This is a genomic window from Paenibacillus agaridevorans, assembly GCF_003112455.1.
Taxonomy (GTDB): Bacteria; Bacillota; Bacilli; order Paenibacillales; family Paenibacillaceae; genus Pristimantibacillus; species Pristimantibacillus agaridevorans.
The window spans coordinates 1-22604 of record NZ_BDQX01000089.1 but is presented as its reverse complement, the minus strand read 5'-3'; the positions used below and the strand labels follow the sequence as shown (position 1 = coordinate 22604).

At 46.1% G+C, this 22604-nt stretch carries 18 protein-coding genes; 14 read left to right on the top strand and 4 right to left on the bottom strand.

Annotated features, from left to right (window positions below; genetic code table 11):
* Window positions 1-211: 211 nt before the first annotated feature.
* The 5 genes from PAT3040_RS09350 (at window position 212) to PAT3040_RS09330 (ending at window position 8473) form a co-directional block, all read left to right on the top strand.
* Window positions 212-2359 (top strand): helix-turn-helix domain-containing protein, encoded by a 2148-nt coding sequence (locus tag PAT3040_RS09350; protein WP_181376523.1) that lies wholly within the window; start codon window positions 212-214, stop codon window positions 2357-2359.
* A gap of 158 nt (window positions 2360-2517) precedes the next feature.
* Entirely contained in the window at window positions 2518-3951 is a 1434-nt protein-coding gene (locus PAT3040_RS09345) for an ABC transporter substrate-binding protein (protein WP_108992408.1), read from the top strand.
* Between the two features lie 30 nt (window positions 3952-3981).
* Complete coding sequence (locus tag PAT3040_RS09340; protein ID WP_108992407.1) at window positions 3982-4863, top strand: carbohydrate ABC transporter permease; 882 nt, start codon at window positions 3982-3984, stop codon at window positions 4861-4863.
* 11 nt (window positions 4864-4874) lie between these two features.
* The gene (locus tag PAT3040_RS09335) at window positions 4875-5696 is read left to right on the top strand and encodes a carbohydrate ABC transporter permease (RefSeq protein ID WP_108992406.1); all 822 of its coding nucleotides are present in this window, start codon (window positions 4875-4877) and stop codon (window positions 5694-5696) included.
* A gap of 29 nt (window positions 5697-5725) precedes the next feature.
* Window positions 5726-8473 (top strand): FG-GAP repeat domain-containing protein, encoded by a 2748-nt coding sequence (locus tag PAT3040_RS09330; protein ID WP_108992405.1) that lies wholly within the window; start codon window positions 5726-5728, stop codon window positions 8471-8473.
* 8 nt (window positions 8474-8481) lie between these two features.
* On the opposite strand, the gene PAT3040_RS09325 is transcribed toward PAT3040_RS09330, so the two are convergent.
* The 3 genes from PAT3040_RS09325 to PAT3040_RS09315 all read right to left on the bottom strand — a co-directional run bounded on the left by PAT3040_RS09325 (window position 8482) and on the right by PAT3040_RS09315 (window position 11066).
* A complete protein-coding gene (locus PAT3040_RS09325; RefSeq protein WP_108992404.1) occupies window positions 8482-9165 on the bottom strand; it encodes a FadR/GntR family transcriptional regulator in 684 nt (227 codons plus the stop codon).
* Window positions 9166-9220: 55 nt separating this feature from the next.
* The gene (locus PAT3040_RS09320) at window positions 9221-9910 is read right to left on the bottom strand and encodes a FadR/GntR family transcriptional regulator (protein WP_108992403.1); all 690 of its coding nucleotides are present in this window, start codon (window positions 9908-9910) and stop codon (window positions 9221-9223) included.
* A 76-nt stretch (window positions 9911-9986) separates the two neighbouring features.
* Window positions 9987-11066, bottom strand: a complete 1080-nt coding sequence (locus PAT3040_RS09315; protein ID WP_108992402.1) for a threonine synthase — start codon at window positions 11064-11066, stop codon at window positions 9987-9989.
* 177 nt (window positions 11067-11243) lie between these two features.
* Here PAT3040_RS09315 and PAT3040_RS09310 point away from each other — a divergent pair, with 177 nt between their 5' ends.
* From PAT3040_RS09310 to PAT3040_RS09295, 4 genes are all read left to right on the top strand, one after another.
* The gene (locus tag PAT3040_RS09310) at window positions 11244-12266 is read left to right on the top strand and encodes a Gfo/Idh/MocA family protein (RefSeq protein WP_108992401.1); all 1023 of its coding nucleotides are present in this window, start codon (window positions 11244-11246) and stop codon (window positions 12264-12266) included.
* Window positions 12267-12287: 21 nt separating this feature from the next.
* A complete protein-coding gene (locus PAT3040_RS09305) occupies window positions 12288-13022 on the top strand; it encodes an MBL fold metallo-hydrolase (protein ID WP_108992400.1) in 735 nt (244 codons plus the stop codon).
* Between the two features lie 65 nt (window positions 13023-13087).
* A complete protein-coding gene (locus PAT3040_RS09300; protein ID WP_108992399.1) occupies window positions 13088-13987 on the top strand; it encodes a dihydrodipicolinate synthase family protein in 900 nt (299 codons plus the stop codon).
* A gap of 11 nt (window positions 13988-13998) precedes the next feature.
* A complete protein-coding gene (locus PAT3040_RS09295; RefSeq protein WP_108992398.1) occupies window positions 13999-15003 on the top strand; it encodes a succinylglutamate desuccinylase/aspartoacylase family protein in 1005 nt (334 codons plus the stop codon).
* A 117-nt stretch (window positions 15004-15120) separates the two neighbouring features.
* Here the strand turns inward: PAT3040_RS09295 and PAT3040_RS09290 are convergent, their stop codons facing one another.
* Complete coding sequence (locus PAT3040_RS09290) at window positions 15121-16596, bottom strand: GGDEF domain-containing protein (protein ID WP_181376522.1); 1476 nt, start codon at window positions 16594-16596, stop codon at window positions 15121-15123.
* Between the two features lie 285 nt (window positions 16597-16881).
* Between PAT3040_RS09290 and PAT3040_RS09285 the strand changes: the two genes are divergently transcribed.
* From PAT3040_RS09285 to PAT3040_RS09265, 5 genes are all read left to right on the top strand, one after another.
* Window positions 16882-17805, top strand: coding sequence for an NEAT domain-containing protein (locus PAT3040_RS09285; protein ID WP_108992396.1), 924 nt, complete (start codon window positions 16882-16884; stop codon window positions 17803-17805).
* A gap of 31 nt (window positions 17806-17836) precedes the next feature.
* Complete coding sequence (locus tag PAT3040_RS09280) at window positions 17837-19573, top strand: S-layer homology domain-containing protein (RefSeq protein WP_108992395.1); 1737 nt, start codon at window positions 17837-17839, stop codon at window positions 19571-19573.
* Window positions 19574-19688: 115 nt separating this feature from the next.
* Entirely contained in the window at window positions 19689-20633 is a 945-nt protein-coding gene (gene isdE / locus PAT3040_RS09275; protein ID WP_108992394.1) for a heme ABC transporter substrate-binding protein IsdE, read from the top strand.
* 11 nt (window positions 20634-20644) lie between these two features.
* The gene (locus PAT3040_RS09270) at window positions 20645-21619 is read left to right on the top strand and encodes a FecCD family ABC transporter permease (RefSeq protein ID WP_108992393.1); all 975 of its coding nucleotides are present in this window, start codon (window positions 20645-20647) and stop codon (window positions 21617-21619) included.
* The gene (locus PAT3040_RS09265) at window positions 21609-22394 is read left to right on the top strand and encodes an ABC transporter ATP-binding protein (RefSeq protein WP_108992392.1); all 786 of its coding nucleotides are present in this window, start codon (window positions 21609-21611) and stop codon (window positions 22392-22394) included. Before PAT3040_RS09270 ends, PAT3040_RS09265 begins: the two co-directional genes overlap by 11 nt.
* Window positions 22395-22604: the final 210 nt, after the last annotated feature.

Genomic DNA, 22604 nt, shown 5'->3' with positions numbered 1-22604 from the left:
GAATGAGTTGTAGAAGCGGTTTAGAAAAATGAAAGCGCTGTATCCGTGGGGGATATAAAATCGAAGCTAGGGAAAGGGTGGCAGCATGGGGAATAGAGAGGTGATTCGAACGTCAAAGAGAACCTTTTTATCGTTGAAAGTTATTTTAATATCCACTTATATATTCCTTTCCGTTCTAATTATAATCGTCTTCTCCGGAATTACGAGTTATGTGGCTGAGAAAGTCATTAAAGAAAAGGAAAACCGCGCAGTAATAAGTTCGTTAACTAATATTGATGATCGGATCAATATTAAATTAGCCCAATATTCCGATTTGATGATTTCGTTAGCCTACGAGGCGCCAACGCAGAAATTGTTACAGGGACTGGAAGGGCTATCCAACCAAAGTAAAATTGAATTCGTCAATGAGTTCTACTCCAGAATGTACGAAGTTAACGTGACGCAAACGGATATTAATGCAATTGTTTTTATAGACACTAATGGCAAGCAGTATTATACCATGAACCAAAACTTTAATACGGAAGCATGGGTGAATAACTACTTTACTCCAGAATTGCAAGATCAGGTGGCTGAGCTGCGGGGAGAAATATTCATCGATTTCTCCGGAGGAAACTCGAAGGATCACAATAGTGTAACACTTATTAGCCAGATTAATGCACTCAATAAACCGCGAGGCACGAAACCGATTGGCATGATGATGATAAATATCAAGAAGGGGGCGCTCTCCTCGATTCTATTCCGGAATACAGAATTACAGCTGACAACATTAGTCGATTCTCAAGGAATAGTCGCGATTGATGCGCATAAAGAACTTCAGGGAACGGTTAGCGAATTGAATAAAACCGCCCAATTGCAAAAAGAGCCCTCCTTTCAAACCAATATGAATGGAGAAGACTTTTTCGTATCTATTTTTAAAAATGACAAGTATCACTATACGTTGATGAGCCGTGTCCTTGTAGATGAGCTCTACAAAGATGTGGATTATATAAAAAAAATAATCGTATACCTTATCCTATTCGTACTATGCGGAGTTGTTATGATTTCTTTTTTCCTCTCCACATTTCTCGTCAAGCCGATCAAAGAGTTGGTAACGTTAATGAATCGTGTCAGTCATGGGAATTTAAATGTAAGAATGGTCAAGATTCCTTCTAATGAAATAGGTATCCTCGCCAATAACTTCAACCAAATGGTTGATACGCTAAAAAATAGCGTTCCCCTAAGAAAGGAAAGATTAATCAGCAAGCTGTTATTAGGCAGGATCACAATCGATGAATTCTCTTCTCAAGGAGCAGAACTTGGAGTAGCTGCTACCGTCGGAGTTAATATTGTTGTTGTTGTAATCGAAATTCATGACACTCCCATGAGCGATAAGGAATTTATTCCGATAGACGATATAGAACGGTTTCTTCAATCCAGATTAGTATCCGTTCATTCGGCTGCTTTGTTGCATATTCTTGACAATCGCCGTCTGATCGTTATTTTACAAGAAGCGGAAATGGATCTCATTCCATACTTGCATGAGTCTTTGAATAGGGAGAAGGGAGTGCCGACAACTTTCGGAGTAAGCCGCTCCTCGTTCAGCTATGATAAAATCCACGAATCTTATAATGAAGCACTTGATGCGCTTCACTATAAGCACTTATTCGAAGCGAATGAAATTATCTATATTAATGATATTCAAGAGAAGGATAACAACTATGAACAATTGGAACGAATAGAGGATGAGATTGTACAAGCAGTAAAGTTTGGACGAGGAGAACAATTGACCGCAAGCACGGAACTGCTTTTTAATACCTTCAAAGAACAATTTGTGAGCAGGGAAACGATGAATCGATCGTTAGGCCATACCCATTTGAAAATTCTTAAATTAATGAGCAATCTGGGAATCGATCTTTTTAATGCCGACCCGACTATCCCCCGATTGCCATCGCTTGAAAGCTTTAACTTGTTTCGCCATACACATGAACTGAAACAAGAGTTCTCTATTTTCTTGGAAACATCCGCACAATTAATCGGGAATAAACGCGAAACACGGATGCATGAAACGATTGCCAAAGCAATCACGATCATTAATGAGCGATATATCGATGGGGATTTTTCCGTTAGCACCATTAGTAAGGAATTATATATAAGCGAAAACTATTTTTCTAAGCTGTTCAAACAAGAGACAGGCAAAAATTTCTCTCAATATGTTACTGCCGTGCGTATGAAAGAAGCCGAAAATTTACTTACGCTAACGGATTTAAAGATCAGTGAAGTAGCCGCAAAAGTGGGCTACAAGGATGCCAATTATTTCAGTCTCAGCTTTAAGGGGATTTTTGGAGTTTCGCCGGTAAAGTATCGAGAACAGCATCAGTAAAACGCTGTTCAGCCTAATTTTATAGACGGTACGATGGTTTTTTCAAGGGAAAACCCAGAATATTATATGGTCGCCTGAGCCATATGTCCGCTAACATTTAATTTGTGAAAGCGGTTTAATTTCGGTTGCTTTCTAACAAAATTCTGGAGGGGTAGAAAATGAGAAGAAGAAAGCACGGTTTAGCTTACTTGCTCGTGATGCTGTTGGTTGTAACCATATTGGGCGGATGCGGGAGCGGGAATAACGAGGGGACAACGGTTGAGCCGGACAGCTCATCATCATCCGTGACTCCGAGCCAGGAAGCAACTACTAATCCGGAAGATGAGAAGCCGGTCGAGCTTGTGTTCTGGAACTATCCGGTTTGGAATTTGCCAGATCAAAAGCCAGGTGAATATGCCCAGACGCTGATTGAAAAGTTTGAAAAGAAATATCCCAACGTGAAAGTGAAGCTTGAAATCATTCCCTATGATGGCGGAGATCAGAAGGTGAATGTAGCTCTTGCATCCAATACGGCACCGGATATTCTTAATGATTCTCCTGGACGTACGACCAGCTATGCTAAGAGAGGATATACGGTACCTCTAAATGATTTATTGACGGAGGAGCAGCTAAAAAAAATCCCGCAAAATGTTCTTGAGAAAGTAACTTTACAAGACGGAACGATCTTCAGCTACCCTCAGGGATTGGGTGCGACACTCATGGTAATCAATAAATCGTTAGTGGAAAGAGCGGGAGCGGCGGACGTATTGCCCTCGGGAGAATTACGGACGTGGACGATCGAACAATTTGAAAAACTCCTCGTGGCTGTAAGGGAATATCAGAAGAAGGAAACACCGGATCATTATCCGTTTCTAATGTTCGGTTTGAATGAGCAGGGGGATGCTCTGTATCACAGCTTTATGGCTGGTTTTGGCGGAAAACGTTATACGGATGACCGGACGCAAAGTACATTTAGCTCCACGGAAAATGTGCAAGCGGTGGAGTGGTTCAAATCGCTAATAGATAAACAGCTTGTATATCCAAATCCGGAAACAAGAGCTGCTGGAATGAGCAACGATTATTTCGTTCAAGAAAAGACTGCTGTCGCGTTTGGCGGGTTTTCACTCTTGAATGCAGTCCAGAAGGCGAAAGACGAAGGGGCGATCAAGGGAGAGTTTGAAGCGATCTTGGCGCCATTTCCAAGTGTTAAGGAGGATCAAGGCGTAGTTATCGGCGGAGGCGGTCAATTCGTTATTTTCGACAATGGGGATGAGAATAAGATTAAATATGCAAAAAAATTCATCCAGTTTGCACAGACGGAGGATCCTGATTTTATTAAAGCGATGAACGCCTTTGATGTTTATGGAAGAGACACGTTAGGAGCCAATCCAGATCCCGAGAAGCTGTGGTTGTCCAAATTGGTGACCGATACAGAGCATATCATTGCGATTGACGGCTCTTATGATATTGAAGGATATTCACAAACCAGAGCGGTGTTCTTCCCGGAAATGCAAGCCGTATTTATCGGTGCCAAGGAGCCGCTGCAAGCGATGCAGGATTATGATGAGAAGGCCAATAAAATCATTAAGGACGCAATTGCATCCAAAAAATGATGGAGTGCACGAATTGGAGTGGAGCATGCGATGCTGAAAAGAGAATTCAACTTATTGTATAAAGAAAGATATGGTTTTCTATTTGTAGCGCCTGCCTTGTTATTTTTCGCACTATTTTATTTATATCCAATCTTGGATGCTATTAAAGTAAGCTTCTACAAATACACCTATTATTCTTCGGGTTGGGCAGGGATTGGGAATTACCAGTCCCTGCTGCAAGATGATGTTTTTCTCAGGTCCGTCAAGAATACACTGCTTATTGTCATCATGTTTGTACCGGCAACTCTCATCATTAGTTTCATTCTGTCGATTTTTATCAGTCTGTTCAGGACGAGGCTGCAAAGTGTTTTTAAAGCCGTATTTTACATTCCTGCAGTCACGTCCATTGTCAGCATTACATTTATGTGGCAGTATCTGCTGAATTATGATTTTGGATTGCTGAATTTCCTCCTTGGTCTATTCGACATAGACAAAGTGAATTTTCTTAGCTATGACAGGGCGATCGTGACAACGACAGTAGTCGTACTCACCATTTCACTCGGCGGACCTATTGTAATCCTATCTGCGGCATTAGGTGGAATTCCCGTCAGTTATTATGAGGCTGCCGAATTGGACGGGGCATCGTTCTGGCGCAAACATATTCGTATTACACTCCCGATGATGAAGCCAACCATTCTTTTCGTTGCAGTTACGAGCACGATTGGCGCCTTTCAGCTTTTTGCGATTATATTGTTGTTTACGGCAGGCGGTCCGAATTATGCGACTACAACCATTTTATTGCTCTTGTATCAGGAGGCTTTTGTAAATGGGGATTACGGCCGGGCTAATGCGATGGCTGTCATACTGAGCATAATCATTGTCATTATTGCATGGCTGCAGTTCAAATTTTTGCGAACGGATATTGAGTATTAAGGGGCAATCGTATGAACAAGTCCAACCTGATCGTCGTTATGTTGAAGCTGTTGCTCGTTATTGCTGCTGTTTTGTTTTTGTTCCCGTTTTATTGGATGATTTCATCTTCATTTAAGGAAATGTCGATTGCTTTCCAGATTCCGCCACAATTTTATCCCCATCATCCGACATTAAATAACTATATTAAGCTACTGGATACGAATGCGGCTAAATGGTTTTTAAACAGTGTATTTGTAAGCGCGAGTACCACCCTTGCAGTCGTTTTTATTACTTCTATGGCTGCTTATTCTTTGGCGAAGATTAACTTTCGCGCAGGCAAGTTTATATTTTCAATATTTGTCGGCTCGATGACGATTCCAGGGGCGGCGCTCCTGATCCCGCAATTTAAGATTGCAATCGAACTGAATTTAATAAACACGTATCTTGGATTGATTGTCCCTGCGATCGCAGCGCCTTACATGATCTTTTTATTAAGGCAGTTTATGAAAACCGTCCCTCAGGAAGTTCTTGAGTCGGCAAAAATGGACGGGTGCAGCGAGATGGGCATTTATTATCGTATTATGCTGCCCTTATCGACGCCTGGACTCGCTGCAATTGCTATCTTTACTTTCGTGCAGAGCTGGAATGATTATATCTGGCAGCTTCTGATCATCAAGAATACAGAAATGATGACGCTGCCGTTAGGCGTTGCCACCTTAATTGATGCGGAAGCAGTTGATTGGGGGCTCATCATGGCAGGGTCGGTTGTAACGTCGCTGCCTGTTGTCATTATCTTTATTTCCTTCCAGAAATATTTTGTCCAAGGGCTGACTGTAGGTGCGGTCAAAGGGTAGTCATTAAGCAGGATTATGGAGGGGTTGACTTGAGTAAAGCTTGGCGTGAAAGCGGCTATGCTGCTTTCGCAGACGGAACTTTCGGTAACGGCGGACAAAATCTATATGTTTCTCAGAATGGGGTTCTGCAACGGATTTTCCGCTTCGACCTCAATCAAGATGGCTATACCGATATTATGTATGTCAATAGTCATGATATGGGCGAACGTCCAGCTATTGATGTCTACGTAGATCCCTTACATTCTGCCAGACGAATCGAACTACCCTCAGCAGGGGCTTATTATGGCGCCATCGGTGATTTGAATGGCGATGGATATGATGATTTAGTCATTGTTAACCAGAACAATGGAACCCACTCGGACCTGACGGCTTATATTTACTACGGTTCACCCGGCGGTTTGTCGGAGCGTTACAAGATTGAACTTCCTGTTCCGAATTGCAGAGCCGTGGCGATTGGTGATTTCAATGGTGATGGTTATCGGGATATCGCATTCAGCAGCAATGGCAAGTTAGTCGTCTATTACCAAACCGCAGCGGGTTTCCGGCCTTCGAATCGTGTAACGCTAGAGCTTGAAGTAACGCATATGGCTGCCGGGGACATTGATCAGGATGGCTATTGCGATTTATTTGTACGCGTCAAAGGCGGGAATCCCCTGGTGCTGTGGGGAAGTACTGAAGGACTGCGGCAAGAGGGCTGCACGCAAATTGGCGGGAGTGACGAGGCTGCCCAGGATTTAGCGGGTACGACAGCAGGGTGGCTTGTATTTGTTGAAGGTTGGGCGCCGAAAATCGTTGAAATTGGAGGTCATATCCATCTTTTCCGTCAAGAAAATGATGCAGCCTATTTCTATCCTCTATCAACAAGTCGAAAAGCAGCCGAACCTCTTATCTTGAATTGCGAATCGGTTATCTCTGCCGCAGTCGGCGATGTAAACGGGAACGGTTATGAGGACATTGTTCTCGTCGTTTGTAAGGATCGGGATCGAAGCGAGTCCTCATGGATTTATTGGGGTCATCCTTCGGGGTACTCCAACAGGGAAAGACTGGAGATTCCAACCCAAAGCGCGCGTGACGTGGTCATGCATGATCTTGATGGAGATGGACAATTGGAAATTGTGATCTGTCAAGGAAGAACAGATGTTATGAATACAACCGAGTCGATCATTGTTAAATTTGCGCATCCTGACGCTTCAGCGGAGCTCATTCGTTTTGTAACGCATGATGCCACGACAGCATTGATCGGTACAACGATGGACTCCCCTTCCCCTCAAGTGATTTTTATTAATCATGTCTCTGGACGAGTCAGAGGAGACGTGCCCGCATACGCCTATTTAGGGGGGGCCGATGGCTTTAATGAAGATAGGCGGATCGAGTTCCCGGGATGGGCGGCGGTTGATTCCATCTGCTGCGATTTCAATGACGATGGTTGGGGCGATGTGTTTCTTGCCAATTGTTCGGAGAACGCTCCCCACCTTGATCCGGGATCCTATCTCTATTGGAATGGCGTGAATGGATTCGATCCCGATAACAAGTTGGTGCTGCCTACGGTTAGAGCGCATGGCTGTGCCGTCGGCGACTTCCGCCACAGCGGATACTTGGACATCGTGGTTGCGGGAGCGAGTAATCCGGAGCTGTTGATCTTCAAGGGCGGACCCGAAGGATTCGACGTGGATCATCCGCAGAAAATCATGATGGATCCCGATATGAAGATATTCAATCCGGAGAAGAAATTGTATTCGTACGAGATGCTGGCAGGTCGTGCTTATCGGGAGCCGCGCTGGTTGTTTACTGCGGACTTCGACAATGACGGTTGGTTGGATTTATATGTATCGCAGGTTTTTGGACCGAGTTATATACTATGGGGCGGTCCGGAAGGATTCTCGATGAACCGTTCGACCGTATTGAATTGTGATGGCGGTATATGCGCCCAAGCAGCGGATTTAAACGGGAATGGTTGGCTTGATCTGATTGTCGGCGGATATCTATCGATGGGTAAAAAGGTTGCGAATGAATCCTATGTTTATATTTACTGGGGCGGTCCGGAAGGATTCCGCGAGGATAGACGAACGCAGCTCCCGGCGCATACGGCAAATTCGATAACGATAGCCGATTTCAATCGTGACGGCATTCTGGATATCTTCGTTACATCCTATAATTCTGGACGTGAACGGGACATTGATGCCTATATCTACTGGGGACAACCGGGAGGTGTCTATTCCGCGGATTACCGTTCGACGATATTTACCCATTCATCTTGCGGATCGATGGCGATTGATTTTAATGAAGACGGTTGGGTCGACTTGGCTATCGCTAACCACAAGACGAATGGGAATCACTGCGGATATTCCTATGTCATGTGGAATGGTCCTGATGGATTCTCTCAAGAACGGATGACTAAGCTCCCTACAATGGGTCCGCATGGCATGATGTCCGTAGATCCGGGTAATATCATGGATCGTCGTCCAGAAGAATTCTATATATCCAGTGAATTTGAACTCCCTCACGGAGATAAAGTGTCGCGAATTTCTTGGATAGCCGAGCTGCAGCCGAAGACTTGGGTGAAGGCTCAAATCCGGACTGCGACAAGTAGAGAGGGGCTGGTACAGGCTAATTGGCAGGGCCCGAATGGGATGGAAGATAGCTGGTTCGATAATGGTCAGAAAGCGACGGATGCCCTGCAGGTTGGTCACTGGATTCAATATCGCCTGGCATTTGGAGCAATAAATGGTGGGAATAGTCCGCGCGTGACGGAAGTAACCGTCCATTATGAAGCTTAGAACAGCTTTTATTGTTCAAACAGACGTTCCCAGACGGATAAATGATGTTCTAGCCAAGTTTTTGCTGCAGCCATATTTTTTTTTGCAATAGCTTTCGTAATTTCCTCATGGTCGCGAAGGGTAATATAGCCGGACTCTTTATCCAGAAGCTGATCGCGCCAATCGTGAAAAAACGCGCTTATAACCTCGCTTAATTCCTGAAAGGTGGCGTTGCCGGTCAACTGAAAGAGCGAACGGTGGAAAGCGATATCCAGTTCGATGATCGATTCGCCATTTTCGATTGCGGCGGCCATCTGTGCGTTAATGCGGTCTAACGCGTCTAATGCGATTGGCTGCGATCGTGAAAGGATTAATTCTAGCGCGGCTTTCTCCAGCATGACTCTCGTTTCGAGCAGCTCTCGCATACGCGCCGGACTTTGTGTCCAGCCGAAGGAGACTTGATCTACAATATGGCTAATCGAAGCTTCCGATACATAAATGCCGTCGCCTGGCTTAATTTGGAGAAGTCCGATTGTTTCCAGCGACTTAAGCGCTTCTCGTATAACCGTTCGGCTCATTTCCAGTCGTTCTATCAGTTCTTTCTCGCTGTAGAAGCGATGTCCGGCACGAAAGCCGCCATCCGTAATAAATTCGCGGATTTTGGCAATCGCTTGTTCTTTTAGACTTGTGCGTACTATAGGTTCAAGTGACATAACTCCGCCTACTCCTATTCAGCATAAAATGGTTAATACTTCTCCAGTTCCAATGTTAGAAGTCAGAGTAAATGGGCAACAGATGCTCTTCAAGCAGCTCTATCGCACTGCCTTTTTGACCTTGCTCTATGAAATCAAGTAATTGACGATGTTGTCTAATGGACTGGTTGCGTTCTTCCATAGAAAGTGTCTTGTCACGAACCGGTTGTTCGATGAGCGCAAAAAAATTGTCAATGACAGTGGTCAATTCAACTAAATACGGATTGGATGAAAGCTGGATAAGCTGGCGATGCAATTCATGATCCAGTCTTACAAACTCCGAATCGCTTATATTGCCTTCGGATTGCTCTATGATCTTGTACAAGGGCTGAAGCTGTTCCACCCGAATATTGTTCATAATATGGCTCAGTGCGGCTTGTTCAATCATAAAACGAAATTCAACTACCTGTTTAAAGGTTTGTTTGTCATGATTGGAGGGGGGCAGCATTTCTTGAAACAGGCGCGACAAATTTTGTTCTTTGACAAATAATCCCCGTCCTTGATGTTTCTCGATTAATCCGAGTGTTTCCAAATGGCTGAGCGCTTCTCTGACAACAGGACGACTTACTGCCAAAGCTTCGGACAGCGCGCGCTCCGGAGGCAGGCGGTCGCCAGGCTTCAACTGCTGATCAATCATATATTGTTTAATGCGGTCGCTTACGATCCAGCTTAATGATTTGATTTCATTTGAAATGGGTTGTTTCAATTCGCGGAACCTCCTCTACACTATCATTATAGCCAACAATTCGAGAATGTCGATTAATTGTAAGCAGAATAAGGTTCTACAACTGATCGGCGTCGTATAGAGGGATAGTGGCTGCTGCTTCCTGAACCATTAGTCGCTGCTGCTCCAAATCCTTATAGCCTGCGCCGCTAACGATGCACACAATTTTGTCAGTGCGGTTGATTCGGCCTGTTTCCACAGCCTGAACGAGACCGGCAAGCGAAATGGCTCCGGCAGGTTCGCAGTAGATACCCTCCCGTCTTGCAAGTTCGCGCTGCCACTTCCATGTTTCCTCATCGGCAACGATGGAGCCCACGCCTTGGCTGCTGTCCAGCGCTTCGAAGACAATGTCTGCATCGGGCGGATTGGACACTTGAATGCCTGAAATCATAGAAGTCGAGGCTCCTGCTGCAGGCTGTCCCAAACCTTGCTGCCAGCCCCTTACTAAATTGCTGCAGCCTGCAGATTGGCAGGCGCCCATGCGGGGAAGCTTGCTGGCTTTGTTCTGCTCGCAAATCCGATGAAAGCCTTTATATATGCCGGAGAACAGTCCGCCTCCTCCAACGGGGACGAAGACGGCATCGGGCACGCCAAGCTGATCGGCTATTTCCCATGCGATTGTTTGCACGGCTTCCATAGCGAGCGGTGCATAGGCGAAAGCAGTAATGACGGCTTCCCAGTTATTGCGAATCGCTTTATCCCGTACCTGTTCGAATACTTTGGTGCCGATCGCGGGATCGAAACCGAGTCCTTTGACCTTATACACATGCGCTTGATGAACAAGCACTTGCTCCAGCTTGGCGGGAATTATATTTTCCTGGACATAAACATGATAAGGAATGCCCGCTTTGGCTGCATAGGCAGCGATAGACGCGCCCGCATTGCCGGAGGTGGTGCCGATACAGGCCGTTTTACCGGATTGTTTGGCCAGGGATAGCGCCATAGCCGAGATGCGATCTTTGTAGGAACCGGTCGGATTCAGTGATTCCAGCTTAAAATAAAGCTGTGACAAACCCAGCTCGGCACCAATGGAGCTGCTGGCAATAAGCGGCGTATGTCCTTCTCCAAGCGTAATGCGGTTATGCGGCGCTACGACCGGCAATGAGTCCGCGAAATGCCATATACCTGTAGATATCATATAAAACAGCACCTTCTTTTTATATTATGGTATTACCAATTATAGTACTGTATGCTAGTGACAAGGTCAATGTTATCTGGATGATTCGTATACAATGAAATGAAATTGACTAAATCAAAGAGCAGATGATATATTGATTGGTAATACCATATTATATATTTGCGAGGGGATGGTGCAATGGTTAATCATGGGCATCGGCAAGCTGCAGCGTATATTCGAGTAGGGATGATTGGGTTAGGACGCTTTTCGCACTTTCATCTTAAATGTTTGCGACAGCTTGCCAATGTAAAGTTGGTGGCTGTAGCAGAGTTGAGCGAGACAACGAGGTTGGAGACTGCTGAGGAGTGGGGCTGCGCCGGCTATGCAAGCTGGCAGGAAATGATCGACACCGAGCGGTTGGATGTGGTCATTGTGCTTACTCCCGAAATGCATCATGCCGAACCAACCTTGGCGGCTTTACAGGCAGGCTGTCATGTATTTGTCGAGAAACCAATCGCGCTTACGGAGCAGGATGCTGAGCGGATGATTGAAACGGCCAAGCAAAATAATCGGCTGCTTATGGTAGGGCATGTTCTGCGTTTTGATCCTAGAATGCTTGCGGCAAGGCAAGCGGTTCAGCAAGGCGAGCTTGGCAAAGTTCGCTCGATTTATTCGAGACGGAACAATCCGAGTCGTTATTTTTCGTTATATGAGCGTACGAATTTGATGTATATTCTCGGCATTCATGATATTGATCTGCAGCGTTGGATGACGGGGGCGGAGGTTGTTGAAGTGTTTGCCCGATCAAGCAGCAGCACCGGGAACGGACCGGATTTAATATGGGCAATGCTTACTTTTTCAGATGGGACGATAGGCGTAATTGAGAATAATTGGCTCATATCTAAGCAATCGCCTGCGGAGATGGATGTGCGGATGGAGATTGTCGGCGAGGAAGGCATCATTCATTTTCAGGATCCAGACCAATCCCTTGTATTTTGGAACGGACACGGCGTAACTCATAGGGCTTCCTATATATGGAATGAAGCTTATGACTCTTATGCAGGCTATATTTTTGAGGAAATGAAGCATTTCTACCAGTGCGTGCGCGATAATACGCCTTCTCCTATTTTGTTGCCGGAGGATGCGAAAGAGGCTGTTCGGGTGGCGGAAGCTATTATTTTGTCCAGCCAAACCGGACAGCCGGTTCGATTAGCGCCTTGACGTGGAAGGGGAGGCGGCGCGATGGCGCAACTGACTGAGCGTGTTTTTTTAGTAGGAAGCGGGTTGCTAGGCAATCGTATGTCGGATGACTATGACTGCAATGTTTATTATGTAGCAGCTGGCGATAAAGGGATATTGATTGATTGCGGAGGCGGAAGAAATACGCATATATTGCTGGATCTTCTTGCGCAGCATGGATTTTCGGGCGAACAGCTGGAATGGATTGTGTTGACGCACGCGCATGCGGATCATTCCGGCGGGGCCGCCATATTGCAGCAGCAATTCGGCGCGAAGGTCGTTTGTTCAAGATTGACGGCAGAGTTGGTGAGCGGTGGGGAAGATACGCTTGGGATTGGCAAAGCGCGGGAGCAAGGGATTTATCCGGCTGATTATCGTTACGAGTCTTGCGTGCCGACTCTCGTAATCGAAGATGGAGAAAGACTGTCCTGCGGCGACTTGGAGCTGCATTTTGTTGCGACGCCCGGCCACAGCCGTGATCATATGAGTATCTATATTCCACAACTTGCAGCATTATTTTGCGGGGATGTACTATTTTCGAATGGAAGAATAGCTGTGCAGCAGGCGGAAGATTTCTCTCTTGAGGAGCTTGTTTGCAGCATACGCAAATTGAAAAGGTTGCCGGCAAAGGATTTGTTTCCGGGGCACTGGCAGGCGTTATGTGGTGATGAGGGGAAAACAATGGCAGCTGCGGAGCGGAAATTTGCGGCGGGGGAAATACCGGAGAGTATTGTGTAAAACGGGTGTGAGCACGGGTATGTGCTCTATAAGGATAAATTTTGAGAATTAGCGGGGGATGAAGAATGAAAAATATTTTGTCTGCAGGTTATTATCCAGCGCTTGGGACGCCTCTTGATGAGCAGGGGAACGTCATTGCTTCGAGCTTAAGTTTGCATGTTGAGGATCAGTTGAATGGGAATGCGGCAGGGCTGTTGGTAATGGGCTCGATGGGCATGCAAGCGCAAATTAAAAACTCGGAATATGCAAGGACGGCGCAGATCGCATCCGATGCGGTAAAGGCAGCCCAGTCTGCTTGCCCGGTTATGGTCGGTGTCATGGACAACTCTATCGGACGAGTGGCAGAAAGAATAGACAGCTTGAAAGGAATGGCTTTGAGCGGAGTTGTAGCGACTACCCCTTTTTACTTTGCGTTGACGCAGACGGAGGTACGAGCATTTTTTGAGCGGATCGCGTCGAAGTCTCCTTTTCCGGTTTATATGTACGATTTGCCTGGCATTACGAAGACGAAGATTGAAGCGGCAACGGCCATAGAGCTAATGAAACATCCGAATATTGCAGGGATCAAGACAGGGGATTTGGCTTTGGCCAGAGTTTTGCAGCGTGAAAAGTTTCAGCATGCTCCGAACTTCTCGGTTTTATTTAGCGGCTTGGACGTATTCGATGCGGCTTACGGCTATGGATTGACGAGTCAGCTTGACGGCATGTTTTCATGCACGACGGCTATTAATAAGCGTTTATATGAAAGTTTGGCAAGTGAGGATATGGAAGCGGCGTCGAGCAGTCTGGATGATATTATAACGCTTCGCAACACATTTGTAAGCGTGGGCGTATTCGGCGGCTTTAGCTATGCCATGAATTCGCTTGGCTTTGAAGGGAATTTTGCGCCTGATTATGCGCCGCGGCTGACAGCCGCGCAAGAAGAGCAGGTCCAAAGCTGCATGCGGTCGCTCAAGCTGATCTAAGGAGAGTAAAAATGACGATTCCACATACACCTGCCGCGTTATTCGAATGGGAGTCAGTAAAGCGGGGGGAAGCCGCGAATGTTATGTTGACTTTTGAATGCGGGGAAAGAGCCGGAGAAATTCCGCTGCGGATCGTAAAAGGGAAGGAGCAGGGACCAACCTTGCTCATTCTTGCTGCCGTTCACGGAGACGAATATGACGGGGTGCGTACTGTCATTGAGCTTATTCATTCCGTGCAGCCGGAAGATATTCGCGGAACGCTGCTCATGGTTCCTATTGTAAATATGCCGGCTTATGAGGGGATTTCGCGTGTTACGCCCCTTGATGGAAAAAATTTGGCGAGGGAGTTTCCGGGCTCGCCGGAAGGCAGCTATACGGAAAGACTGGCCTATTACTTGGATCAGTATATTTTGGCAAAAGCAGATTTTTTGCTGGATCTTCATAGCGGCGCCATGGAATTTTCCATTCCGGTGCTTGTGGGCTATTACCATAATGAAGAAGAAGAGCTGGGGAGACGTTCGCGCGCTGCCGCCGAAGCGTTCGGCATGGAGACGATTTGGGCCCATCCGCAGGTTGGGCCGGGACGCACGGTTAGCGCGGCGACGGAAAGGGGAATCCCATGGCTGTATACGGAGGCGAGCGGAGGCCGCAGAATTAAACTTGCTGAGCAGGAACAATACAGGCGCGGCGCCTATCGCTTGATGCATCATATGGGTATGCTGCTTGCGCCTGAAGCCTGGTTACTTCAGCCTGCGCCTGCTATTAAACGAAGATTGAAAGGCGATGGCAATTTTGACGCTTCGTTGCTTGCATCCGTAGACGGTTTCTTTATCCCGGCAGTGGAATTGCTTCAGATCGTTGAGGAAGGGGATGCTGTCGGCAGCTTATATGGCTTATTCGGCGAGGAACTCGAGAAGCTGCATGCGCCTTCCTCCGGGATCATTGTAGGCTTGGCGGAAATGCCATACATCAAAAAAGCAGGAATCGTTTGCTCCATTACGGGAGTAAAGGGATAACCTTTCGGCCACCGCCATTTCTATGTTTTTGCTGATTTTTTCACGAAGCGGGCTGTCTCATTAAGCGAAAAAACCTGCTTTTGAGACAGCCTCTCTTGAGCTTCTATGGAATACTTACTATGCGTTGTATACCTGATATTGATTTTTTCCGCGCTTTTTGGAGGAGTAAAGTGCTTTGTCCGCATGTTTGATCAAGGTTTCTGCGTCTTGTCCATGAATGGGGGAAACCGCGATGCCTACGCTGATCGTTACAGGCTGATCCGAGAGCTCCCTGTTGGAAGTCGTCAAGGCTGTAATCGAATCGATAAGCCGTTCTGCCATCTGCATAGCATCCGCAGCGCTTGTCTCAGGCAAGATCATAATAAATTCGTCGCCGCCCAGTCGTGCCGATATGTCCCCCTTGCGTGCCGCTTTATGCATGCCTTCAGCCACGCATTTCAACAGCTGGTCGCCGGTGTCATGACCCAGCTTGTCGTTCACTTCTTTGAAGTTATCAACATCCATCATAATGAGCGCTGTCGTCGTTTGTTGCGAAGAGAGTGTCCGAATCATGGCTTCGTCGAAAGCAGCTCTATTTTTCAGACCGGTAAGGCTATCATGAAAGGCAAGATGCATAGGCCTGGCTACTGCTTTTGAAATGAATAACGACAAAATGATCGTAACGAATAATACGGTTCCAAGCTGGAAAACAAAAGCTTTGCGATTGTCGGCCAGCAAGTTTTGCAGATCATCATCATTGTAAATAACCTGGATCACTTTTCGTTCCGTTGTCGTTCCCGTATCGTATTTGGATTTATAATAAATGTTTCGGTAAGAAACCTTTTTGCCATTCCATTCCCCTGGCCGTTCTGTCGTTTCTTTCGTGTCAAGGGTATGCTTAAAAGCTTTGTAATGCTCTTCTTGCAATTTAAACGAATCCGTCGAATATCCTAATGCATTTCCGGCCGTGTTTAATATGTAAATATGGGAAATCAATGGGTCTCTTAATGTAAGGTTATCAATGGCAGTGAAAAAATTAAACTGTTGAAAAATAGCGCCTTCTTGCAAATTATTGCCAAGCTGAATGATAAATTGCCCGTCCGGCGTGCCCTGATAACTATATTTTTTGACCACGCCAGTCTCTTGTTCGATATCCATGCCGTCAGGATAGAACTGTCCGGATATTCTTCTGGCATCCAATGTTTTGGCAAGCGATTTGCAGCAAGATTTGAAATCAAGTCCGATATCGGATTCCATGCTGCTGTGCGTAATGACGTTATCCTTATTGATAATGTAGACATCATATCCATATTCCTTCTTTAGTTCATTAAAGCTCCATTGATCGAAATTTGGTTGTTTTTCATAGAGAAGTATTAATTCTGCAGTTGCCTCCTTCATGGAGGCAGCCATCTGCTCGCCGAATAGGTAATAAGCTTTTTCGATCGTATCAATTGAGGTTATAACCATTTCTTCGCTTTTTTGCATGAGCACATGCTGGTTTTGGATCGTTTGACTTTTAAGTCTGTTATGATCAATCGCAGCTAGTATGACCGAAATACTCATTGCAAAAGCGATCATTGTACAAATAAGTTTTAGTCGGAAGCGTGATTCCATATCTTTCACCTCTTTAATGACTGAATCTAGTAATAATTGACCATTCGCCATAGTTCTTATCTACTGCATTATAATCTATATTTCGATAAAAAAGTGACTTATTGATGTACGAATGGTATCGGCGATTTTGCGTATAACCTGCATCGAATTTTTTACGATTCTATGAACTTGATTGACGCCAGTACCCGCATGAGGTATCATTTTGAAAGCCAGCTCAATTGAGCTTTTTATTTTGGACTATATTGAGAATGATTATCGGTATTTTGTGGGATTTGGAGGTTAAATATGTTAGTTGACCGTTTACCTGTCGTCAGGACGGTAATGGCCATGCTGATGCTTGCCTTTTTGTTGCTTCCCGAAGCAGCCTATGCAGAGCAGGCCGATGGGGAATATACGATTGGATTCAACATTATGCATGCGGATAAAAAAAATGCTTCAATTGCAGAAGGGTACTGGAATCAGCCGGCAAAGCTGACGATAAAGGATGGCGGCATGCGGGTGCAAACGACGATCAATAAACATGCCTGGGTAACCGAATTTGCTACTCGTTACAACGGGAGGATGACGGCTGTAAAGACGATATCGGTCGACGAGGCTGCCAATGAAAGATTGACCGAATTTCAAATTGCTAATTTAACGGATTTAGTAGAGTCCAGTGTGAGCGTGACTATCGATGAGATGGACTATGATCACAGCTATACGATGTATTTTAAATTTAAACCTGAAACGTTAACGCTTGTAAAAGCAGCAGAAGAATCGGCGCCCGCTGCTACAAAGCCTGCTGCTACTAAACCTGCAGCAACATCGCCGCGAGAATCGACAACTGCGCCGACGAACCCGCCGGCGGCATCGACTGAAACGCCTGTTTCTTCCATAAAGCCATCGGCATCTGCTGTACCAACAAATCAAACGGCATCGTCTCCTGTTCCGACGTCTGAAGCAGATGAGCAGGAGTTAATAGATAGCAGCGCAAATGCAACTCCATCCGCAATTCCGGTCACTGAACCTGCGTCAGTGGAAAACGATACTCAAAGCGAAGAAGCGGTCCCTTCGGAGTCTGATACAGGAGCCGAATCCGTAGATTCAATTAAGGTAGAGGAAACGGATCGCAATGGAAATCAAGTAATTGTCACAGTAGTTTTAGTCGTGTTATTAGCGGCAGCTGCAGCAGCGGCTATTGTTTATAAAGCACGTCGGAATAAAAAATAAAACGTTGTGCAGTCGAAAGGATGAATGGAAAATGAATTCAAAAGCAGTTAAAAGATTGGCAGCATTTATTGCAGCAGTAATGTTAGTAGGTACAATCCCTACCGTAGTAGCGGCGGAAAGCAGTGCGGTTACAACAGGTTCGGCAGTCGTAACTTCCGCTAAAGAGGAGACTCAAGAATCGATCGTCTATTTTGTTAATTATGAAGATACGACTAAAATTTCCTCGGTTGCTTCTTTCCTGGCAAAGCCCGGCACTTATTCTAAAGACGGCGTGAATTACTTGCGCGTTGACGTTCAACAAGTCTACGATGTGAAATTAACCGTTGCGGGCAAGGAAGGCGCTAAAGTCGGCGAATACACGACAACCGTGCAAGGTCGCAATGGTGCGCAAGAGGTTACATACTTTACATTTGATTATGTAGTAGACAGCTTTACAGAGGTTATTACTGCTAATACGACTTATATGGTTCCGGACTATTTCACTGAGCCGCAATCGCATGATCTTTATGTGGTCATCAATAATGATAGCAGTGAAGCTGTAAAAGGGTTGAGTGCGGCAATTGCAACTGCAGACGCAGCTGAGCCGAAGACGGAAGCTTTGACTGCAGCTTTATCCAAGGCTAAAAAAGCGAATAGCTTACTGACGCCCAAAGCAGATTTAGAGGCCGCTTTGGCTGATCTGACCAAGGCAACGCAAGAAAATCCGACAAATGCTTTTGTTTATTATGTCAATGATTCGGATCCGAGCAAACTGTCTTCTATGGCTGCCTATTTGGCTAATCCAAAGTCTTATCAAAAAGACGGTAAAAGCTATTTGAGACTAGATGTCATGCAAAAATACGATGTCAAAGTATTGGTAGAAGAAAAGGAAGGCGCCAAAGTAGCTGAATATGTGACGACGGTTCAAGGTCGTCAAGGCTCCGAGGAAGTTACCTTCGTTACGTTTGATTTTGAAGTGTCGGATCTGGCTGCGACTTTATCCGCAAGTGCAAGCTACTTTGTGCCTGGGGTATTCGAAGAGCCGCAATCGCACACGATTTCCATCGTTGTCAATCAGAATAAAGATGCCGAATTGAGCAAAGCGAAAGCGGCTGTAGCTTTAGCGGAAGCGGCTGTCGAACAAACCGATGAGCTTAAAGCTGCAATTACCGCGGCTAACCAAGCGGCTACTTATTTAAACACTGCTGCTGATATTGAGTCTGCAACGAATGCGCTTCTGCAAGCAATTGGCAATGTCAATGTATTTGTCGACACGGAGAAACATTGGGCGCAAAACGATATCGCTCAACTTTACGCTCAAGGCATCGTCAACGGCTACGAAAACGGCCAGTTTGCCCCAGGCAAAGCGATGACTCGCGCAGAATTCACCAAGCTTGTCGTTACAAGCTTAAATATTCCTGCGACGGAAAAAGAGTTAGCTTTTGCCGACAATGATAAGATCGCAGCTTGGGCATCCGACTTTGTTAAGAGAGCGGTAGCTGCAGGAGTGATTACAGGTTATGCCGACCATACGTTTGCTCCGCAAGATACGGTTAGTCGCGCAGAAGCTGCAGTTATTCTTGTAAAAGCTCTGAAGCTTAGCACGGAAAATGCTCCGGAGCTGACTTTTGCGGATTCCGATGCGATTCCTGCCTATGCAAAACCATATGTTGCCGTGGCGGTAGAAAAGGGTCTGATCGAAGGAGTCGGCAACAATACTTTTGCTCCTGGCGCCGATGCATCTCGTGCCCAAGCTGCTGCAATTATCCTTCGCGCTCTAACTCTATAAGCATAGCGTCAAGTCAAGTTAATTAAGATTCTAATTAGGTTTTATCTAATGATGAGGACCTCCTTATAACGATGTTATAGGGAGTGTCCTTCTATCTGTTTTTAGGAGGGTTAAGATGCCGGCAAGGATATGGACATCGTTAAAGCAAATAAGTTTTGTTAGTGCTTGTGTTTTATTACTGGCTGCCTGTGGCACGGAAGCACAAATAAGTTCCGATGCAAAGGGAAACAAGACTATCGTAGATGATGAAGCTTCAAACGGGAGCAAGCCTTCGACAGAAGCCGATGCCGAATATCGAATCGTATCCACAACTGTCGCGATTACGGAAATTTTGGATGCGCTTGATCTGGATGCCGTTGGCATTCCGACTACCTATAAAGAATTGCCTGGTCGTTTCAAAGGCGTAACGGAGATCGGCAATCCAATGAGCCCTGATATGGAGCTCGTTCGTTCCTTGCTGCCAACACATGTTTTATCGGTTAGTACGCTGGAGGATGATTTAAAGGATGGTTTTGAGGCCGCCAAGGTGAAAGCCGATTTTCTGGATTTTACCAATCTGCAAAGCATGAAAGAGGAGATTCGCAGCCTGGGAGAGCAGTTTAATCGAACGGAGCTTGCCGAAACGTTAATTACGAATTATGATGGCAAAATTGCCGAGCTCAAGCAAAGAGCAACCGGAGAACCGCCTACCGTCATGATTTTAATGGGCGTACCCGGCTCCTATTTGGTCGGCACAGCCAATAGCTATATTGGAGACCTTGTGAAGCAGTTGGGAGGCATAAATGTGGTGGAACAATCGGATGTAGAATTTATCTCCGCCAACACCGAATATTTGTATCAAGGCAATGCGGATATTATTTTGCGCGCTGCCCATGGGATGCCTGACGAGGTTATTAAAATGTTCGATGAAGAATTCCGAACCAATGATATTTGGAAGCACTTTAAAGCGGTACAAAATGACCGAGTGTATGACTTGCCTGAGGATCTATTCGGAACGACCGGCAACATGGCCGTTGAAGAAGCCCTGGAGGCATTGGCGGATATGCTTTATCCAAACTAAAGGAGACTGTCATGAAAAAGTGGGTATCCTTATTGGCAGCCCTTTGCCTGCTTGTTGCTATGGCGCTGTATTCGATGATGGCGGGCAGTATCAAGGTAGGTTTAGGCGAGCTTGTAGCTGGTTTATTATGGGGCAACAATCCGCAGGTTGACGTGATCCGCGACCTTAGGCTGCCTCGTGTTTTTGTTGCGATGCTATGCGGGGCAGCCTTGGCCGTATCCGGTGTTCTGCTGCAATCCGTCATGCGCAACCCGCTCGCGGATGCCGGAGTCATTGGCATTTCGGCGGGAGCCGGCTTTGCCGGCTTGCTCGTAACGGCGGTTTTTCCCGCATTATTTTTTTATATTCCGTTGTTTGCCGTTATGGGAGGTTTGCTTGCCTGCTTTTTGGTTTATCTATTTTCATGGAAATCAGGTCTGCAGCCTTTGCGGCTTATCTTGGTCGGCGTAGCCATTAATGCTGCGTTTACCGGCTTTAACCATGTTCTCGGGTCGTTTGGCGGATCAAGCGCGACGAGTCGGATCACAAGCTCCACCTTCCATATGAAAACCTGGCAGGACGTCGAAATGATCTTGCTTTATGGCGGAATCACTCTGATTTTATCCTTCTTTTTATCGACGTGGTGCAATATGCTTGCTCTTCAGGATCGTACGGCAAGCAATTTAGGTTTGAATGTTATGCGCGCCCGAATCGTCATCTCTTTGGTTGCTGTCATGCTTGCATCTGCGGCTACAGCCGTTGGCGGGCTGATTGTATTCGTAGGCTTGCTTGTCCCCCATATAGCCAGGCAATTCGTAGGCTCCGATCATAAACTATTAATTCCGTTTAGTGCGGTTGGAGGGGCCTTGCTTATTTTATTTGCTGATACGGCGGGACGCACTCTTATTGCTCCCGTTGAAATTCCTGCTTCGGTCATTATGATGATGATCGGCGGTCCGTTCTTGATTTTTATGCTGTTAAAGGGGGATCGCGTCCATGGACATTAAGCAGCTTCAATTTCATTATAAAAATAGCGGAGCGATTATACGCAGCCTCTCTACATCGATATCTGCAGGGAAAGTAACGACGATTCTTGGACCCAATGGCAGCGGGAAATCGACGCTGCTTAGTCTTCTGGCCAAAAATTTGGCGCCAACGGCGGGTCAAGTGATCGTAAACGGTCGTGATTTGCAGCAGTTTTCGCAAAAGGAATTGGCTCGGCAATTAGCGGTTGTCCATCAACAGAATGAAGCGCCGTTTGATTTGACGGTAGAGAAACTGGTGGAGTTTGGACGTCTGCCTTATCGCCATATGTTCTCGTTTGACAACAAGGAAGATGCCGAAGCGGTCGAATGGGCGATGGCATGTACGGGATTGACTTCATTAAAGTCGAAAAAACTGATTGAACTGTCCGGCGGGCAAAAGCAGCGTGCATGGATTGCAATGGCGCTTGCCCAAAAAACAAATCTATTGTTTCTTGATGAGCCGACGACTTATTTGGATGTTTATTATCAGATCGAGCTGTTGGAGCTGGTTCGCAGCCTTAACGAACAATTGGGCTTAACGATCGTGATGGTGCTTCATGATGTCAATCAAGCGGTGCGATACAGCGATGAATTAAAGGTGATGAAGGAGGGCCAAATCGTGGCTGAAGGCGAGCCGAAGCAAATTATGACCCGTGAATTGATGCTGCGGGTCTATGATGTTCAGGCTGTCATTCGAGAGGATGCCGAGGCCGGGTTTTATGTTATTCCGGTTGCCTCAACAACGCCGCTAGGTTAATCGATATATATGGCTTTACTGATAGGGCTGAGCAAAAGTTAATCTACTTTTGCTCGGCCCTGTTGCGCTTGGTTTTGCATTGTCCAAGGGGAGATCTGTCGCTCGGGCTTGTGAAACAACAGGATAAAAAATCTAACAGGCACCAGGAGGCTGTCGATTCATTGTGGACGGCAGCGCAGTTAAGTAAAGGCTGATCGTAACGGACACCAC

What these genes read in the sequence shown, in the direction of transcription:
- PAT3040_RS09315 (WP_108992402.1), bottom strand. Translation starts at nt 11,066, where the DNA reads ATGATATCTACAGGTATATGGCATTTCGCGGACTCATTGCCGGTCGTA.
- PAT3040_RS09300 (WP_108992399.1), top strand. Translation starts at nt 13,088, where the DNA reads ATGAAAAATATTTTGTCTGCAGGTTATTATCCAGCGCTTGGGACGCCT.
- PAT3040_RS09295 (WP_108992398.1), top strand. Translation starts at nt 13,999, where the DNA reads ATGACGATTCCACATACACCTGCCGCGTTATTCGAATGGGAGTCAGTA.
- PAT3040_RS09305 (WP_108992400.1), top strand. Translation starts at nt 12,288, where the DNA reads ATGGCGCAACTGACTGAGCGTGTTTTTTTAGTAGGAAGCGGGTTGCTA.
- PAT3040_RS09285 (WP_108992396.1), top strand. Translation starts at nt 16,882, where the DNA reads ATGTTAGTTGACCGTTTACCTGTCGTCAGGACGGTAATGGCCATGCTG.
- PAT3040_RS09345 (WP_108992408.1), top strand. Translation starts at nt 2,518, where the DNA reads ATGAGAAGAAGAAAGCACGGTTTAGCTTACTTGCTCGTGATGCTGTTG.
- PAT3040_RS09270 (WP_108992393.1), top strand. Translation starts at nt 20,645, where the DNA reads ATGAAAAAGTGGGTATCCTTATTGGCAGCCCTTTGCCTGCTTGTTGCT.
- PAT3040_RS09325 (WP_108992404.1), bottom strand. Translation starts at nt 9,165, where the DNA reads ATGTCACTTGAACCTATAGTACGCACAAGTCTAAAAGAACAAGCGATT.
- PAT3040_RS09290 (WP_181376522.1), bottom strand. Translation starts at nt 16,596, where the DNA reads ATGGAATCACGCTTCCGACTAAAACTTATTTGTACAATGATCGCTTTT.
- PAT3040_RS09265 (WP_108992392.1), top strand. Translation starts at nt 21,609, where the DNA reads ATGGACATTAAGCAGCTTCAATTTCATTATAAAAATAGCGGAGCGATT.
- PAT3040_RS09310 (WP_108992401.1), top strand. Translation starts at nt 11,244, where the DNA reads ATGGTTAATCATGGGCATCGGCAAGCTGCAGCGTATATTCGAGTAGGG.
- PAT3040_RS09335 (WP_108992406.1), top strand. Translation starts at nt 4,875, where the DNA reads ATGAACAAGTCCAACCTGATCGTCGTTATGTTGAAGCTGTTGCTCGTT.
- PAT3040_RS09280 (WP_108992395.1), top strand. Translation starts at nt 17,837, where the DNA reads ATGAATTCAAAAGCAGTTAAAAGATTGGCAGCATTTATTGCAGCAGTA.
- PAT3040_RS09340 (WP_108992407.1), top strand. Translation starts at nt 3,982, where the DNA reads ATGCTGAAAAGAGAATTCAACTTATTGTATAAAGAAAGATATGGTTTT.
- isdE (WP_108992394.1), top strand. Translation starts at nt 19,689, where the DNA reads ATGCCGGCAAGGATATGGACATCGTTAAAGCAAATAAGTTTTGTTAGT.